Origin of the sequence: Dyella tabacisoli (genome assembly GCF_003350925.1) — a bacterium.
In the GTDB taxonomy this organism is placed as follows: domain Bacteria; phylum Pseudomonadota; class Gammaproteobacteria; order Xanthomonadales; family Rhodanobacteraceae; genus Dyella_C; species Dyella_C tabacisoli.
In genome coordinates this window covers 148,361-163,801 of the sequence record NZ_KZ857176.1, presented here as the reverse complement: position 1 = coordinate 163,801, position 15,441 = coordinate 148,361, and the positions used below count along the sequence as shown (strand labels likewise).

The following is a 15,441-nucleotide window of genomic DNA, read 5'->3' as shown; positions in this document are numbered from 1 at the left end:
CAGGCGCGATAAAGGGTGTAACTTTCGCCCCACCCTTTTACTTTACAGCCCACGTAGCGGGCGACTTCCCACTTTACTGCTTACTTGATGACCTTCGCCACCACGCCGGCGCCGACGGTACGGCCACCTTCGCGGATAGCAAAACGCAGGCCGTCGTCCATCGCGATCGGGTGAATCAGGCTCACCGTCATTTTGACGTTGTCGCCCGGCATCACCATTTCCACGCCCTCGGGCAGCTCGCAAGCGCCGGTGACGTCGGTGGTACGGAAGTAGAACTGCGGACGGTAACCCTTGAAGAACGGGGTATGACGGCCACCCTCGTCTTTCGACAGCACATAGACCTCAGCCTCGAAGTCGGTATGCGGGGTGATCGTGCCCGGCTTGGCCAGCACCTGACCACGCTCCACATCGTCGCGCTTCAGACCGCGAACCAGCAGACCGGCGTTGTCGCCTGCCATGCCCTGGTCCAGCAGCTTGCGGAACATTTCGATACCGGTAACGGTGGTCTTCTGGGTCGGACGGATGCCGACCACTTCGACTTCGTCGCCGACCTTGACAATGCCGCGCTCGATACGACCGGTCACCACGGTGCCGCGACCGGAGATCGAGAACACGTCTTCGACCGGCATCAGGAACGGCTTGTCGATGACGCGCGTCGGCTCAGGAATGTAGCTGTCCAGCGCGTCGACCAGCTTGATGATCGCCGGCACGCCGATTTCGGACTGGTCACCGTCCAGCGCCTTGCGGGCCGAACCGTGGATGATCGGGGTGTCGTCGCCCGGGAAGTCGTACTTGGTGAGCAATTCGCGCACTTCCATCTCGACCAGTTCAAGCAGCTCGGCGTCGTCCACCAAGTCAGCCTTGTTCAGGAACACGACGATGTACGGCACGCCGACCTGACGCGACAACAGAATGTGCTCACGGGTCTGCGGCATCGGGCCGTCAGCGGCCGAGCACACCAGAATCGCGCCGTCCATCTGCGCCGCACCGGTGATCATGTTTTTCACATAGTCAGCATGGCCGGGGCAATCGACGTGCGCGTAATGGCGCAGCGGCGATTCGTATTCAACGTGGGCAGTCGAGATCGTGATGCCGCGTGCCTTCTCTTCCGGCGCAGCGTCGATCTGGTCATAACCTTTGAACTCGCCACCGAAGCGCTCAGCACCGATCTTGGTCAGTGCGGCGGTCAGCGTCGTCTTACCATGGTCCACGTGACCGATGGTGCCGACGTTGACGTGCGGCTTGGTGCGTTCGAATTTACCCTTTGCCATACGTGCTAAACCCCGATGGAGTCAGTAATAAAAGTGAAAGCCGATACCCGCGACGGCCGTACCGAGATGGTGCTCATGATCGGAATCGAACCGATGACCTCTTCCTTACCAAGGAAGTGCTCTACCGACTGAGCTACATGAGCACAAAACATTCAATGACGAGACATCAATGGAGCGGGAGACGGGAATCGAACCCGCGTAATCAGTTTGGAAAACTGAGGTTCTACCATTGAACTACTCCCGCCTGGACGAATCGCTTTAAACTGAATCAGCCTAAATGGATCAACCCTACGCGGAACTCGTCTGGTGGAGGGAGGTGGATTCGAACCACCGAAGGCGTAAGCCAGCAGATTTACAGTCTGCCCCCGTTGGCCGCTTGGGTATCCCTCCAACAAAGAACGGCTATTGTCTGGATCGAGCCCTGCACTGTCAACACCTAAGAGCGGAAAAGTAGCCTGTCTTGGTGAATTTCTTGCAAGGAGATGCTCAATAGCTGTCGATCAGGCCCGCGTCACGCTCTTGATATCGACCAATTGCTCCATTTCCTTGGAAAGATCCAGCAGACGTTTGGCCTGCTCCTGCATCCGCAGCTCGTTATCGTCGCGCGGCTGCCACACCGGAACCGGCGTAGGCTTGCCGTCAGGGCTATCGAGCGCCACGAACACCATGACGCAACTGGTTGCCAGGCGCTGTTCGTCCTTGCGCAAATCGCGCGCAAGCACATCTACCGCCAAATGCATGCTGGATCGACCGGTGTAGATCAGCCGCGCTCGCACGGTCACCAGGTCGCCGATCAAGATCGGCGCGACAAACTGGATGCCACTGATCGAAGCGGTGACGCAGTAAGCCCCACTCCAACCCACGGCACAGGCGTAACCCGCCTGATCGATCCATTTCATCACCATGCCGCCATGCACTTTGCCGCCAAAATTGACGTCAGTAGGCTGGGCAAGAAAACGGAAAGTCACTTCGTGCTGCTGGGCGGGCATGGGCGAATCCGATCATAGAGAGTGGCAAACGAGGGCAATTATGCCTGTCGCTTACGCGCCTGGGATGTTCTGATCTATGGGGCGTAGGCGGCATGATGTCCAGAAGGCTCGCAGGTTGAGTTGCTCGGCGCCGGGAAGAGTGGCTCTCTTGCCAAGCCGAGCGACACAGGCTGCGGGCCTTCTGGACATCACCCCTTCCTTTTATTTTCAACGTGGGGCCGTAGCTGCCTGTCCGCATCTCTTCGGTGCGCTGGCTCGACAGCCAGCCAGGCTGCCCTCCCCATCACCCCTGTAATCTGCGAGCAGACAGCTACGGTGACGCCTGCGTCCCATAGATCAGAGCATCCCTAGATGCGAATCTGACGCCAGAATCAACTGCATTGGCGTGCTGCGAATGCCATCGGGCGACGTCTGTTCGGGACCCATCGCGACAAAACCCAACTGCCGATACATCGGCACCGCCAACGCGGACGAGTTCAAAGTAAAACGCCGGGTGCCTGCGCGCCGCACGCTATCGCGCATGACTCGCCGCCAAAGCAGCCGCGCAATGCCCCGCCTCTGATAACGCGTACTCACATAAAGCTGAAACAGATGACTGTCGTCGCGTATGGCGGCCACGCCTACAAGAACATCGCCCAGATAGGCCAGGTGAAAGCGCTGATCGATCAAGATCCTCTGCCGTATCGCTTTTGTGCCGGTACCGGCCAACAAGAAAGCCACACCTTTTGCCGGCTGATCGGGCAGTACCCAACGGCGCACAACCCGGCGCACCAACACACTAATCGCGCGCGCGTCCGCCACGCGCGCGATCCGCAATGACAATGACAAAGCTGACGGCCTTGAGCTCATCGGCACATCTCATCCATGGACATGTCAGCGCCGGACCTCAAGCCTTGCGGTCATCCTTTGGCGCAACGACGCTCTGGAACAGGCGATTGATCTCAGCCGAGCCGATCGCCTCGCTCGCATAGTCGAAAGTGCCCCGCTCGCTCAATTCATGCGCAGCGCGCAAGAATGCCCCGAGCGCCGCACGCGCCAATGAGCCACCAACACTCACTCGCTTGACCCCGATGTCGGCCAAATCGCGAAGACCGAGCGGCACACCTACCAGTCCCATCACCACATTGACCGGCCGATCCACTGAACTCACTACCGTGGCGATGTCTTCTTTCGTCTTCAACCCTGGCGCAAACAACACATCGGCGCCCGCCTCTTGATAGGCCTGCAGGCGCGCGATGGTGTCGCCAAGATCAAGGCGTCCATGCAAATAATTTTCTGCCCGCGCCGTCAACGTAAATGGAAACGGCAAGGCGCGCGCCGCTTCGGCCGCCGCACGAACACGCTCGGCGGCGAATTCCAGCGGATAGATCGGTGCATCCGCACGCTGGGTAGCGTCTTCGATGGAACCGCCCACGATACCTGTGGCGGCGGCGCGGCGGATCGTATCGGCCACGGTATCGGGCTCATCGCCAAAGCCATTTTCCAGATCCGCACTGATGGGCAAATCGGTGGCAGCCACCAGCTCGCGGAGATGTTTCAGCAAGGCATCGCGGTCGATACCGTAATCGGGCAGACCTTGCGAAAACGCAAAGCCGGCACTGGTCGTCGCCAGCGCCTTGAAGCCCAGCAGGGCAAGCAGACGCGCACTGCCCGCATCCCAAGGGTTAGGGATAAGAAACGCGCCAGGTTGCGCGTGGTACGTCTTGAACAGATGAGCTTTTTCCGCTTGTGTCGGCATCGATATGCTCCCTCTCAACATGACCTATGCCTTGCTCTCGAGCGCGGCGCCTGGAGTTTTTAAGACTACACGACAGCGCGCGCCGACACGCGTACCGACGGCCCGCCAAGCAGCCGGCTAAAGCCCCAGGCAATGGGAAATAACGAAGCCAGTACGAGTAACGTCACGACAATCATGGCGCTCAAGTCAGATGAGCCCATGAGTACACCGACTAAAAACAACAACCCGCCCAACAGGCTTTGGCAAACCAGCGAAAGCAGGGCGGCCAAGGTCAAACGCCGGACTCGTATCGGCCCGGCATATCCCCTCATGCCTTTCCAGGCCCCGGCCCAGGTCAGCAAGACACATAAACCCAACGGCACCAGCACCGCCAGCCCCGACCAGCCATAAAAAAAACCGGCCTCTCCAGGAAGCAGAGCGAGCATCACGGCCTGCACCCCGCTCAGTAAGCAGACAAGATACAGAGCTGCAAAAAGCAGACTGGCCCGAGCACGCTGCGGCACAAGCACCACCGCCGGCGCATAGGTGATTCGGTCGCGGAACATATGCAGACACCCACTGAGGGCAAGCCACCCCGAAAACAGCGAGATCACCCAGCGTACGGCCAAGAATGCGGCATAGACGCCGGAATAAGTGTTATTCGCCATGGCAGACCCGAGCCAGCCAAGCCCCGTCTTTATCAAGCCATTCAGTACAAAGAAAAACACCAGATAGAGCAAACCGAAACGGCCGGCAAAAGCCCATACCGAGTCAACTTTCTGGACCGCGCGACGGTCGAGCATGCTCTGTGCCAGCACAAATACGACCGCCATCGAAGTCAACAGCGTCGGCAGCCAGCTCACTGCCGACGCGATCAGCTCCTCGGGCGTCACCCCGCGCAGGGCTATGGTTAACAGCCACTTGGCGAGTAACAGCAATTCAGCCAGCACCGCCGCGCCGGCGATCTGGTAGCTCAAGCCCGATGGGCGAGCGAGCTCTTGGTTCATACAAATCCTTTTGTGGGCAAAGCCCATCATAGCTACACGCGGGAGATCGGCGTGTAGCCGGCGCGAAGCTGCCTGCCTCGCGCCTATTCAGCACCCAAACGCCTCAGACGTTGAACAAGAAGTGCAGCACATCACCCTCTTTGACGAGGTAGTCCTTGCCTTCCTTGCGCAACCGACCGGCAGCGGCGGCACCAGCCTCACCCTTGTACTGGATGAAGTCGTCGTAGCCGATCGTCTCGGCGCGGATAAAGCCACGCTCGAAATCGGTGTGGATCACACCCGCCGCCTGCGGTGCCGTGGAGCCCGCCTTCACGGTCCAGGCACGCACCTCTTTGACGCCGGCGGTGAAATAGGTCTGCAAGCCAAGCAGCTTGTAACCGGCACGAATCACTCGATTCAGGCCTGGCTCGTCCAGCCCCATATCTTTCAGGAACTCATCGCGGTCGGCATCTTCGAGCAGCGCCATCTCCTCTTCCATGGCGGCACACACCGGCACCACCTCGGCACCTTCGCTGACAGCGCGCTGACGCAAGGCATCGAGATGCGGGTTGTTCTCAAAACCGTCTTCTTTGACGTTGGCGATATACATCAACGGCTTCAAAGTGAGCAGGAACAAGTCGCGCACCAGCGCCTTCTCTTCCTCGTCCAGGCCAAGGCTGCGCGCGGACTTGCCTTCGTTGAGGCCCGCCGACAATTTCTGCAGCACCGGCTTTTTCGCCAACGCTTCTTTGTCGTTCGCCTTGGCTGCGCGCTCGGCGCGATTCAGCGCTTTGTCCACGGACTCCAGGTCGGCCAAAGCCAGCTCGGTATCGATGGTGTCGATGTCGGCGAGCGGATCGACCTTGCCCGCTACATGCACGATGTCTCCGTGCTCGAAGCAACGCACCACATGGGCAATCGCATCGACCTCGCGGATATGCGCGAGAAACTTGTTGCCAAGGCCTTCGCCTTTCGATGCACCAGCCACCAGGCCGGCGATATCCACAAACTCAACCGCAGTCGGCAATATCTTCTGCGGTTTGACGATCTCTGCCAGCGCAGCGAGACGCAGATCCGGCACCGGCACCACACCCACATTCGGCTCGATCGTGCAGAACGGGAAGTTGGCCGCAGCAATGCCTGCCTTAGTCAGTGCATTGAACAGGGTGGACTTGCCGACGTTAGGCAGGCCGACGATGCCGCATTTGATGCCCATTTTGAAAACTCCGAGGAACAGGGAACGTGGAACAGGGAACGGAAACTGCGAATGGAAGATCGGGGGCGCCTAGCCTGGCGCCTTCTTTCCCGCTCCCTGCTCCCCGTTCCCCGTTCCCGGGGTATGAAGCTGCTGCATCGCCTTGTCGAACTGCCCGTCGACGGCCAGCGGCAGTATGTTTAGCGCGCGATTGATACCGTCGAAGATAGCGTCTTCGTCTTTGGCCGAAGGCCGGCCAAGCACCCAGGGGGTGACTTGATCCCTATGGCCGGGATGGCCGATCCCGACGCGCAGCCGGTGAAATTTGGCGTGACCCAGATGCGTCACGATATCGCGCAAGCCGTTCTGGCCGCCATGGCCGCCATCGAACTTCAGGCGCACGGTACCGGCGTCCAGGTCGAGTTCGTCGTGTGCCACCAGGCACTCTTCAGGCTCGATCTTGTAGTAGCGCAGCGCCGAAGCAACGGCGATGCCGCTCTTGTTCATGAACGTGGAGGGCTTGAGTAACCACACCGACTCGCTGCCGATGCGCAGCTTGCAGGTTTCACCGTGCAGTTTGCCGTCGAAACCGAAGCGCTCGCCCTGCCTCATAGCCAGAGCGTCAACAAACCAGAACCCGGCGTTGTGCCGGGTTCGGAGATATTCGGTACCGGGGTTGCCCAGTCCGACGATAAGACGAAGACCCGCCATAGCAAGCTAGCGGCCCGCCCCACCAGGGGAACGGGCCGCTGCGCCTTACTTCTTGGAGTCTTTCGCGGCCGGTTTCGCGGCCGGTGCAGCCGGAGCGGCAACAGCGGCGTCGGCCGGAGCGGCTTCGACTTCTTCCTTCACCGAGTAGGCGGTGACCACAGCGATATCGTGATCCGCACCCAGTGCCAGCGCCGGAATCTCGACATGGGCCGGCAGCTTGAGCTGCGACAAGTGGATGATGTCGCCGTCTTTCAGATCGGCCAGATCCAGCTCGAGGAACTCCGGCAGATACTTCGGCAAGCAGGACACTTCGACTTCGGTCAGGTTGTGCGAAATCACCACGCCCGCGGTCTTAGCGGCCTGCGAGACTTCCTGATTGAGGAAGTGGACCGGCACATTGATGCGCACAGCCTCGTTCTCGTTGATGCGCAGGAAATCCATGTGCAGCATCTGCAGCTTGTATGGGTGCTTCTGCCAGTCGCGCACCAGCACCTTCTGCACCTTGCCGTCGATGTTCAGATCCAGCACGGACGAGAAGAACCACTCGTGCTTGGCGGCGAGCAGGATGGTGTTATGCGCGATCTGGATGCTCTGCGGGGGTTGGCCCGCACCGTAAACGACAGCCGGAACAACAGCGGCATGACGTAGGCGGCGGCTCGCACCTTTCCCCTCGTCTTTGCGGCTCTGCGCCAGAATTTCATGAGTCTTGGCCATTGGAATGCCTTAGGTTGTGTTACGCCGCCTCGCAGCGGCTTAGGTGACTTCCCCGCGACCAGAGAAGTCGATTTTCGTGTGAGTAGCATTTGAGATCCGGTCGATGCGACACGACTCCCTACGCGCTACTCCCGTGGTTAATCCACGTACAACGAACTGACCGACTCGCCGAACGCAATACGGCGAATCGTTTCGGCCAGCAACTCGGCGACCGAGAGCTGACGAATTTTGGGGCACGCCAGCGCTTCTGCGCGCAGCGGCAAGGTGTTGGTCACAATCATCTGATCGAGCTGCGAGCCTTCGATATTGCTGATGGCCGCACCGGACAACACCGGATGCACGCAGTAGGCAACCACTTTGCGCGCACCGCGCTCTTTCAGAGCCGCCGCAGCAGCGCACAAAGTACCGGCGGTATCGACGATGTCGTCGACCAGCACGCAGGTTTTGCCGTCGACGTCGCCGATGATGTTCATCACCGTCGCCACATTGGCGCGTGGCCGACGCTTGTCGATGATGGCCAGATCGGCATCGTCCAATCGCTTGGCCAGCGCGCGGGCACGTACTACGCCACCCACGTCCGGGCTGACCACGATCAGGTTGTCCATGCTGTGGTTACGCCAGATGTCCGCCAGCAGCAGCGGCGAGGCATAGACGTTATCCACCGGAATATCGAAGAAGCCTTGAATCTGATCGGCATGCAGGTCGACCGTCAGCACGCGATCCACACCCGAGGTACCGATCATCTTGGCGACCATCTTGGCGGTGATCGGCACACGTGCCGAGCGCGGGCGGCGATCCTGCCGGGCATAGCCGAAATACGGCATGACCGCTGTAACACTGGCGGCAGATGCGCGCTTGAGCGCATCGACCAACGCCAGCATCTCGAACAGGTTTTCCGCGCTTGGTGCGCCGGTAGGCTGCAGCACAAACACTTCCTGCCGGCGGACGTTTTCCTCAATCTCGATCTGCGTCTCGCCGTCGCTGAAGCGACCGACCAACGCCTTGCCAAGCGGCACGCCCAGGCGGTGGGCGACGTCCTCGGCAAGCGCACGATGCGCATTACCGGTAAAGAGCATCGGGGTGGACGTGTCCACGGTCACTTCCTATAGAAACTACAGCCATATGAATGGCTGGGGCGGCAGGATTCGAACCTGCGCATGCGGGAATCAAAATCCCGTGCCTTAACCAGCTTGGCGACGCCCCAGTATTACTTGTGAATCTACTTACGTTGAATCCGCTACTTTACCGCCCGGCTGGCGCATGTCGCGTTAACCGTACGGCCTAAACTCGCGCCTGTTCGGCGCTAGCGCGGTGACGCGCCAGTGCCTCGTACAACGGCGAAACATTCACCCCGGCAGCGACCTGTGCCGAGAATGCTACCGGACACGCCGCCGCGATGACTTCTGCAGCATCGCGCGATGCCGTTTCCAGAAACACGCATGCGCCACTACCGGAAAGCCTTGCTCGACCGTAGTCACCGAGCCAATCCAGCGCGGCGGCCACGCGCGAATGTCGCGTGCGAACCACTGGCTCAAAGGCGTTCTCGGATGTTTCGCCCGAAGTAAAGGATGAAATTGTCGCCCGTGCGGCATTTCGTGTCAATTCGGCTGCTTGAAAAAGTGCAGCCGTCGGCACGTGCTCACGCGGATCGAGTACCACATACCAGCGAAACGGCAGCGTCATCGGCGTGAGCTTTTCGCCCACCCCCTCGGCCCAAGCCGAACGACCACGCACAAAAACCGGCACATCGGCGCCCAACTGGCGGCCCAGCTCCGCCAGCTCGGCAACATCCAGGCCGCAGCCCCATAAATGATTTAGCGCCACCAAAACGGTGGCCGCGTCCGAGCTGCCGCCACCGAGGCCACCGCCCATCGGAAGACGCTTATCGAGCTCAATATCGACGCCGGCATCGACGCCGGCATAGGCCTGTAGCAGCCGCGCCGCGCGCACTACCAGATCGCTTTCGGCCGGCACGCCCGGCACATCCGTCAAACGCTGGATCTGGCCATCGCTGCGTCGGCGCAAACGGCATTCATCACCCCAATCAAGCAAACGGAACACCGTTTGCAATTCGTGATACCCGTCTTCACGGCGCCCGACAATGCGTAAAAACAAATTCAGCTTGGCCGGTGCCGGCCAGACGCTCCAGTCATCGGCAGCGAGCGGTTCCAGCTTGCGGCTCATAAATACGCGCAGATGGTCGGGAAAGCCGTTCTCCCGATCGCGTTCGAGTGCAAAAGCGAATTCCGGCGCGTGTTTATCCACCACGACAAAACCGTGCTTGGCATAAAACGGCGCATTCCAAGGCACATCGATCAGGGTACCCAGATCGACCTGGGTGTAGCCGGCAGCTCGCGCCCAGTCGCAGGCATGTTCCAGCAAGGCAGCGCCGATGCCACGCCGGCCCCAGGTCGGCAGCACGTCGATCTCGGCGATGCCGATGCTGCTGTCGCACTCTTCGGCATCCAGACAGACAAAGCCTACCGGCTCACCCTCCGCGCTCAGCGCCACCCAGACCAGGCCGCGCGTAATCGCATCACGCAACACATCGGGGGGCAGTTCCACCGCCACATAAGACGGCCATGCCTCATGACCCCGAAATAGCTCAATCGCGCTGCGCTCGATGGCGCATAGCGCGCCAAGCTGCACAACGGTGGCGCGTTCGATGTGGAAGGTCATAGGCGGGAGAGTAAACGGGGAACGGGGAACGGGGAACGGGGAACGGGGAACGGGGAACGGGGAACATTAACGGCGAGGCCACGATATGCAAGACCTTCGCACCCCACACTCACCTGCCGGCAAAAAACCGGTAGCGAAGACAACCAGACCACGGGATGCTCAATGTTCCCCGTTCCCCGCTCCCCGTTCCCCGCCTTTACTAATCTCCCAACTTTCCACCGACAAGCGCACCCGATACGGCGGCTTCTCGGCGTAGACTTTTTTGGGTAGCGGCGGCTGCCGACTGGCATCCCATTCGCGGTAATCGACATTCCAGCCATCCTGCTGCAGCAGCGATGGCAGGCGATCCGCGCCAAAACTCAGTTCAGCAGGACCGGCATCGGCACGCAGTCCAAGCACCCAGGCGCGCAATTCTTGCAATGGCACCTCCCAACCCAGCGCCTTGTGCATCAGCGACTCGGCGTCGGCGCCATGCAGCGGGCCACCATCGACACCTTCAAGCAAGGCGCCTTCCGGTCCACCGCTTAAGCGAAAGCTTTTGCCGGTAACGGGGGCGCGCACCGTAAATGCGTAGCGATCACCGTCTTGAGTCCAACTGAGATCGCCGCTGCCACTGTTCTTACCATCGGAAACACCTAGCCGGCCTTGCAAAGTCCAGTGGTCGGCATGGGCCAGGACTTGCTCCCGCGCCGCTTGCTCATTGAGCAGGCCGGCGTCGCCTTTGATGCGGACAGCGGTCGGTGGCACGCAGGCCGCCAGCAGCAGCACCGAAGCGGCTGCGAATACGCGTAACAAGATCTTCATGGATTGAGGCGCTTCAAAGTGTCGTGCAGGCGAGCGCTTTGCGGATCGAGCCTGCGCACCTCTTCAAAGATGCGGCCGGCATCCTGCTGCCGCCCCTGCTTCCACAACACCTCACCCAGGTGCACGCCGACATCGGCATCTTTGCGTGCATTCCAGGCGCCGCGCAAAGCTTGCTCGGCCTGGTCGAGGTGACCTAAGCGGTATTGCAGCCAGCCCCAGGAGTCGGCTATCGCCGGATCATCGGGCTTGGTCACGCGAGCGGCCTGGATCAATTTTTCCGCTTCGGGCAGGTCGCGATTGGCATCGGCCAACGTATAACCCAGCGCATTGCTGGCATCCATATCGTCGGGCTTGAGCTGCAGCAAGCGGCGCAGGTCGCTCACCGCCTGATCGACGGAACCGGCCTCGGCATAGGCCAGACCGCGGCCATACAGCAGCTCCGGGTCATCGGGCGCAACTTGTAGCGCGCGGCTGTAGACAGCTTCGGCCTTGCCGTATTGCTGTTCACGCATATACAGCTCGGCGTCAACTGCATAGACACGCTGCAACTGGGTCGGCTGATCGAGATAGTCGACCTGCATTTGCGCCAGCTCTTCGTGCGCCTGCTCCGGCTTACCTAGAGCGTGCATAAGCACCGCACTGCGTAAATCGGCGTCAAAGGCGTGATCGTCCCCATCAGGCACTTGGCCGTACCAGGTCAGCGCCTCGTCTTTGCGACCCTGCATTTCGGCCAACTGACCCAGCAGATACGCGCTGCCGGAACGCACGCTTTCCGGTGAATGCTGCAATTGGGTATAGAGCCTGCTGAGCGATTTGGTGTCGTTGGCACGTGCGGCCAGCGCCGCCCGCAAGGTATAGGTATCGGTGTCCTGCGGGCCGCTATCAAGCAATTTCGCCGCGCCCGCATAGTCGCCGGACTGCCCCAGCAAAGTGGCATAAGCCAGGCGCAAACGGGTGTTTTTCGGTGCCTTGGCCAGTGCTTTTTGAAACAAGCCCTGGGCACCGGCGCGATCGCCGCTTTTGAACTTCATTTGCGCCGCCCAAGCATAGGTCTCGGCGCTGTTGAAACGCTTCGCCGCCGCGTCGGCGACCTGCTGCGCATATGCATGACGACCCAGGCGGTCGCCTAATTCACTCATCGCCAGCCAGGCCTGCGCGTCGGCCGGCAGCCGCTGCGGCGTCGCCAGGGACTCAAGCAAGCGTGCCGCCAGCGCTGGATCGCGCCCGCCTATAAGTACCCGACCAAACTGGCGCCAGGCATCCTGACTGCCGCTGCGAAGCAACAGATCAAGTTGACGCTGCGCCTCATCGGCATTGCCCTGATCCAATGCCAGTTGCGCACGTGCCTGGGCCAATTCGCCCGGCTTGGCGCCCAGGGCCTGCCAGCGCGTGATCGCCTGCTGCGCCAGGGCGTCGTCATGAACCGCAATAGCCATACCGGCGGCCTGCTCTGCGACATGCGAGTCGTCAGACAGCAACATCGCCTTACCGTACGCAGCGGCGGCGGCCTTGAGATCGGTTCGTGTCAGCGCCATCTCGCCAGCCATCAACTGCGCCAACAGGTCATGATCCGCATCGGGTGTAACCACCGTCAATTGACTCAATGGCTGTGCCGATAGGGCCTGCCCAGGCCCGGCGGACCGACCTGGCGCTACGGCGCATCCGGCCATGACCAACAAAAGGGACCCATAGCCCACAAAATGCCGCAGCTGCTTGAACTTGGCCGACCTGCTCAGCACACTACTTCTCCATTAATATGTTCGTTTCGGTACCACGCCGATATTCACCCGGCGCTTTGCCTACCTAGTCTACGCCGTCGTCTACGCCGTCGGATGCCCGTCGCTTTGAGTCATCTCATGCCATGCCGCTGATCGCCCTTGGGCTCAATCACCTCACCGCGCCCGTTACATTGCGCGAGCAGGTGGCGTTCGACGCGGATACCGCGAATACGGCGCTGCACGAGCTAAGCCTTGAGCCAGGCGTGGAAGAAGCACTGATTCTGTCCACCTGCAATCGCACCGAACTTTACGTAAGTGTTCAGACAGGGGCCGAAGAAGTACCGCAGGCATGGTTGAGTCGCCACCATCGGCTGACCTCGGCCAAGCTCGGTGAGTTCCTTTACCGGCATGACGAAGACGCCGCCGTGCGGCATATGTTTCGCGTCGCCACCGGGCTGGACTCCATGGTGCTTGGCGAACCGCAAATTCTCGGCCAGGTAAAAGACGCCTATCAGCAAGCGCGCGTGGCGCAAACATTACGCGCACCACTGGACCGCCTGCTGCAACATACCTTTGCCGTCGCCAAGCGCGTGCGCACCGACACACGCATCGGCGCGCATACCGTCTCGGTGGCCTTTACCGCCGTACGACTGGCCGAGCAGGTGTTCGCCGATCTGCGCCAGGCCTGTGTGCTACTGATCGGCGCTGGCGACACGATTGAACTGGCAGCGCGGCATCTGGCCGATAAGCAAGTACGGCGGCTGATCGTCGCCAACCGTACCCTTGAGAATGCGCAAGAACTCGCCAGCAGCCATGGTGGCTATGCCATTGCGCTGCACGACCTGCCACAACATCTGGCCGAGGCCGACATCGTCATTTCCTCTACCGCCTCGCGCACCCCCGTGGTGACTCGCGCCATGGTCGAGAAAGCCATCACGACGCGCCGGCGCAAGCCGATGTTCATGGTGGATATCGCGGTACCGCGCGACATCGAGGCCAGTGTCGGCGAGTTGGATGACGTTTTTCTTTACGGCATCGACGATCTCAAACAAGTGATCGACGACAACCGCCGCTCACGCGAAGCGGCTGCCCGTGAAGCCGACGCCATTATCGACCTGCAGGTCGAGCGTTATATGGCGTGGCGGCGCGCGCTCACGCTGAAAAATCCGGCGCTGGATATGCGCCAGCACGCCGAAGCCTATCGCGACGAAGTGCTGGCCAAGGCGCAGGCCATGCTGACGCGCGGCAAATCCGCCGACGAGGCCTTGGCCTTTCTGGCCAACACGCTCACCAACAAACTGCTGCACCATCCGAGCGCGCGCCTGCGCGAGGCCGCACTGAACGGCGACATGGAGCTGCTGCACGCCGCGGACCGGCTATACGGGCGCGGCGACGACGAGCAAGAGACACGCGACGGCTAGCGAGAGCGGCTTGCTGCCGCCTCTTGACGACCTTCGCGACAATCACGAATCACGATTGCCGCGCCCTCGCCTCCTATCTCTCGTTGCCCTTATGACCCCATCGATCCGCCGCAAGCTCGAAAACCTCGCCGAGCGCCACGAAGAAATAGGTTTGCTGCTGGCCCAGCCCGAGGTGCTTGCCGACAACACACGTTTTCGCGAACTCTCGCGCGAATACGCCCAGCTCGAACCCGTCGCTGCCTCGTTGCGCGAACACGATCATGCCGAACGCGAACTCGTCGATGCGCGCAGCATGCTCGACGATCCCGAGCTGCGCGAGATGGCCGCCGATGACATCACCCGGCTCGAAGCCCATCTCGTCGATCTCGATAGCGAACTACAGATTCTGCTGTTGCCCAAAGATCCGCGCGACGAGGCCAACCTGTACCTGGAAGTACGCGCCGGAACCGGTGGCGATGAAGCGGCGATCTTTGCCGGCGACTTGTTTCGCATGTACGCGCGCTACGCCGAACGGCGGCGCTGGCATATCGAGGTGCTTAGCGAACATCACGGCGAACACGGCGGCTACAAAGAAATCGTCGCCCGCATCGAGGGCAAAGGCGCCTATTCCAAGCTCAAATTCGAATCGGGCACCCATCGCGTACAACGCGTGCCGGAAACCGAATCGCAGGGACGCATCCATACCTCGGCGGCCACCGTGGCGATCCTGCCGGAGCTCGATGAGATCGACGACATCGAACTGCGCGATGCCGATCTCAAGGTCGACACCTTCCGCGCCTCCGGCGCCGGCGGCCAGCACGTCAACAAAACCGATTCGGCCATTCGCATTACCCACCTGCCCACTGGCGTTGTCGTGGAATGCCAGGACGAACGTAGTCAACACAAGAACCGCGCCCGCGCGATGAGCCTGTTGAAGGCCCGCCTGCTCGATGCCGAACGCAGCAAGCAGGCCGCGATGCAAGCGGAATCGCGCCGCGTGCAAGTCGGCTCCGGCGACCGCAGCCAACGCATCCGCACCTATAACTTTCCGCAGGGCCGGATCACCGACCATCGCATCAACCTGACCCTGTATCGCCTGCCCGAGGTACTGCAAGGCGAGCTGGACGAGCTGATCGACAACCTGACTCGCGAGCATCAAGCCGACGAATTGAAGTCGCTCACCGGCAATTAGGGATGCTCTGATCGACAAGGGAAAGAACAAGCGCTTGGCGCCCGCTGCGCGCTAGGTTAGCGTGC

At 60.9% G+C, this 15,441-nt stretch carries 14 protein-coding genes and 4 tRNA genes; 2 read left to right on the top strand and 16 right to left on the bottom strand.

Annotated features, from left to right (window positions below):
- Positions 1-80: 80 nt before the first annotated feature.
- The 16 genes from tuf to DVJ77_RS10380 form a co-directional block, all read right to left on the bottom strand.
- A complete protein-coding gene (gene tuf / locus DVJ77_RS10455) occupies positions 81-1,271 on the bottom strand; it encodes an elongation factor Tu (protein ID WP_114845453.1) in 1,191 nt (396 codons plus the stop codon).
- 67 nt (positions 1,272-1,338) lie between these two features.
- Positions 1,339-1,414: transfer RNA gene (locus tag DVJ77_RS10450), tRNA-Thr, on the bottom strand.
- Between the two features lie 27 nt (positions 1,415-1,441).
- A tRNA-Gly gene (locus DVJ77_RS10445) sits at positions 1,442-1,515 on the bottom strand.
- A gap of 60 nt (positions 1,516-1,575) precedes the next feature.
- Positions 1,576-1,661 (bottom strand) — tRNA-Tyr (locus DVJ77_RS10440).
- Positions 1,662-1,771: 110 nt separating this feature from the next.
- Positions 1,772-2,260, bottom strand: coding sequence for an acyl-CoA thioesterase (locus DVJ77_RS10435; RefSeq protein WP_114845452.1), 489 nt, complete (start codon positions 2,258-2,260; stop codon positions 1,772-1,774).
- A 336-nt stretch (positions 2,261-2,596) separates the two neighbouring features.
- Positions 2,597-3,061, bottom strand: coding sequence for a GNAT family N-acetyltransferase (locus DVJ77_RS10430; protein ID WP_225427938.1), 465 nt, complete (start codon positions 3,059-3,061; stop codon positions 2,597-2,599).
- Positions 3,062-3,146: 85 nt separating this feature from the next.
- Complete coding sequence (locus tag DVJ77_RS10425) at positions 3,147-3,998, bottom strand: isocitrate lyase/PEP mutase family protein (protein ID WP_114845450.1); 852 nt, start codon at positions 3,996-3,998, stop codon at positions 3,147-3,149.
- Positions 3,999-4,063: 65 nt separating this feature from the next.
- Positions 4,064-4,984, bottom strand: a complete 921-nt coding sequence (locus DVJ77_RS10420) for a hypothetical protein (RefSeq protein ID WP_114845449.1) — start codon at positions 4,982-4,984, stop codon at positions 4,064-4,066.
- 103 nt (positions 4,985-5,087) lie between these two features.
- Entirely contained in the window at positions 5,088-6,179 is a 1,092-nt protein-coding gene (gene ychF / locus DVJ77_RS10415) for a redox-regulated ATPase YchF (RefSeq protein ID WP_114845448.1), read from the bottom strand.
- 69 nt (positions 6,180-6,248) lie between these two features.
- Positions 6,249-6,869 carry an aminoacyl-tRNA hydrolase gene (gene pth / locus DVJ77_RS10410; protein WP_114845447.1) on the bottom strand — a complete coding sequence of 207 codons (621 nt, stop codon included), beginning with the start codon at positions 6,867-6,869 and terminating at the stop codon, positions 6,249-6,251.
- 45 nt (positions 6,870-6,914) lie between these two features.
- Positions 6,915-7,583: a 50S ribosomal protein L25/general stress protein Ctc gene (locus tag DVJ77_RS10405; protein WP_114845446.1), complete on the bottom strand. Its 669-nt coding sequence runs from the start codon at positions 7,581-7,583 to the stop codon at positions 6,915-6,917.
- 137 nt (positions 7,584-7,720) lie between these two features.
- On the bottom strand, positions 7,721-8,659 hold the full coding sequence (locus DVJ77_RS10400; RefSeq protein ID WP_114845445.1) for a ribose-phosphate diphosphokinase: 939 nt from the start codon (positions 8,657-8,659) through the stop codon (positions 7,721-7,723).
- Between the two features lie 51 nt (positions 8,660-8,710).
- Positions 8,711-8,787, bottom strand: a tRNA-Gln gene (locus DVJ77_RS10395).
- Between the two features lie 77 nt (positions 8,788-8,864).
- A complete protein-coding gene (ispE, locus tag DVJ77_RS10390) occupies positions 8,865-10,262 on the bottom strand; it encodes a 4-(cytidine 5'-diphospho)-2-C-methyl-D-erythritol kinase (RefSeq protein WP_114845444.1) in 1,398 nt (465 codons plus the stop codon).
- Positions 10,263-10,421: 159 nt separating this feature from the next.
- Entirely contained in the window at positions 10,422-11,066 is a 645-nt protein-coding gene (gene lolB / locus DVJ77_RS10385) for a lipoprotein insertase outer membrane protein LolB (protein ID WP_114845443.1), read from the bottom strand.
- On the bottom strand, positions 11,063-12,736 hold the full coding sequence (locus DVJ77_RS10380; RefSeq protein WP_114845719.1) for a tetratricopeptide repeat protein: 1,674 nt from the start codon (positions 12,734-12,736) through the stop codon (positions 11,063-11,065). Before DVJ77_RS10380 ends, lolB begins: the two co-directional genes overlap by 4 nt.
- A 191-nt stretch (positions 12,737-12,927) precedes the next feature.
- On the opposite strand from DVJ77_RS10380, the gene hemA reads away from it, so the two are divergent.
- The gene (gene hemA, locus DVJ77_RS10375) at positions 12,928-14,205 is read left to right on the top strand and encodes a glutamyl-tRNA reductase (RefSeq protein ID WP_114845442.1); all 1,278 of its coding nucleotides are present in this window, start codon (positions 12,928-12,930) and stop codon (positions 14,203-14,205) included.
- Between the two features lie 91 nt (positions 14,206-14,296).
- The gene (gene prfA / locus DVJ77_RS10370; protein ID WP_114845441.1) at positions 14,297-15,376 is read left to right on the top strand and encodes a peptide chain release factor 1; all 1,080 of its coding nucleotides are present in this window, start codon (positions 14,297-14,299) and stop codon (positions 15,374-15,376) included.
- Positions 15,377-15,441 lie beyond the last annotated feature (65 nt).

Coding starts and splice junctions, on each gene's coding strand:
- tuf (WP_114845453.1), bottom strand. CDS start 1,271: ATGGCAAAGGGTAAATTCGAACGCACCAAGCCGCACGTCAACGTCGGC.
- DVJ77_RS10435 (WP_114845452.1), bottom strand. CDS start 2,260: ATGCCCGCCCAGCAGCACGAAGTGACTTTCCGTTTTCTTGCCCAGCCT.
- DVJ77_RS10425 (WP_114845450.1), bottom strand. CDS start 3,998: ATGCCGACACAAGCGGAAAAAGCTCATCTGTTCAAGACGTACCACGCG.
- DVJ77_RS10420 (WP_114845449.1), bottom strand. CDS start 4,984: ATGAACCAAGAGCTCGCTCGCCCATCGGGCTTGAGCTACCAGATCGCC.
- ychF (WP_114845448.1), bottom strand. CDS start 6,179: ATGGGCATCAAATGCGGCATCGTCGGCCTGCCTAACGTCGGCAAGTCC.
- pth (WP_114845447.1), bottom strand. CDS start 6,869: ATGGCGGGTCTTCGTCTTATCGTCGGACTGGGCAACCCCGGTACCGAA.
- DVJ77_RS10405 (WP_114845446.1), bottom strand. CDS start 7,583: ATGGCCAAGACTCATGAAATTCTGGCGCAGAGCCGCAAAGACGAGGGG.
- DVJ77_RS10400 (WP_114845445.1), bottom strand. CDS start 8,659: ATGCTCTTTACCGGTAATGCGCATCGTGCGCTTGCCGAGGACGTCGCC.
- ispE (WP_114845444.1), bottom strand. CDS start 10,262: ATGACCTTCCACATCGAACGCGCCACCGTTGTGCAGCTTGGCGCGCTA.
- lolB (WP_114845443.1), bottom strand. CDS start 11,066: ATGAAGATCTTGTTACGCGTATTCGCAGCCGCTTCGGTGCTGCTGCTG.
- DVJ77_RS10380 (WP_114845719.1), bottom strand. CDS start 12,736: ATGGCCGGATGCGCCGTAGCGCCAGGTCGGTCCGCCGGGCCTGGGCAG.
- hemA (WP_114845442.1), top strand. CDS start 12,928: ATGCCGCTGATCGCCCTTGGGCTCAATCACCTCACCGCGCCCGTTACA.
- prfA (WP_114845441.1), top strand. CDS start 14,297: ATGACCCCATCGATCCGCCGCAAGCTCGAAAACCTCGCCGAGCGCCAC.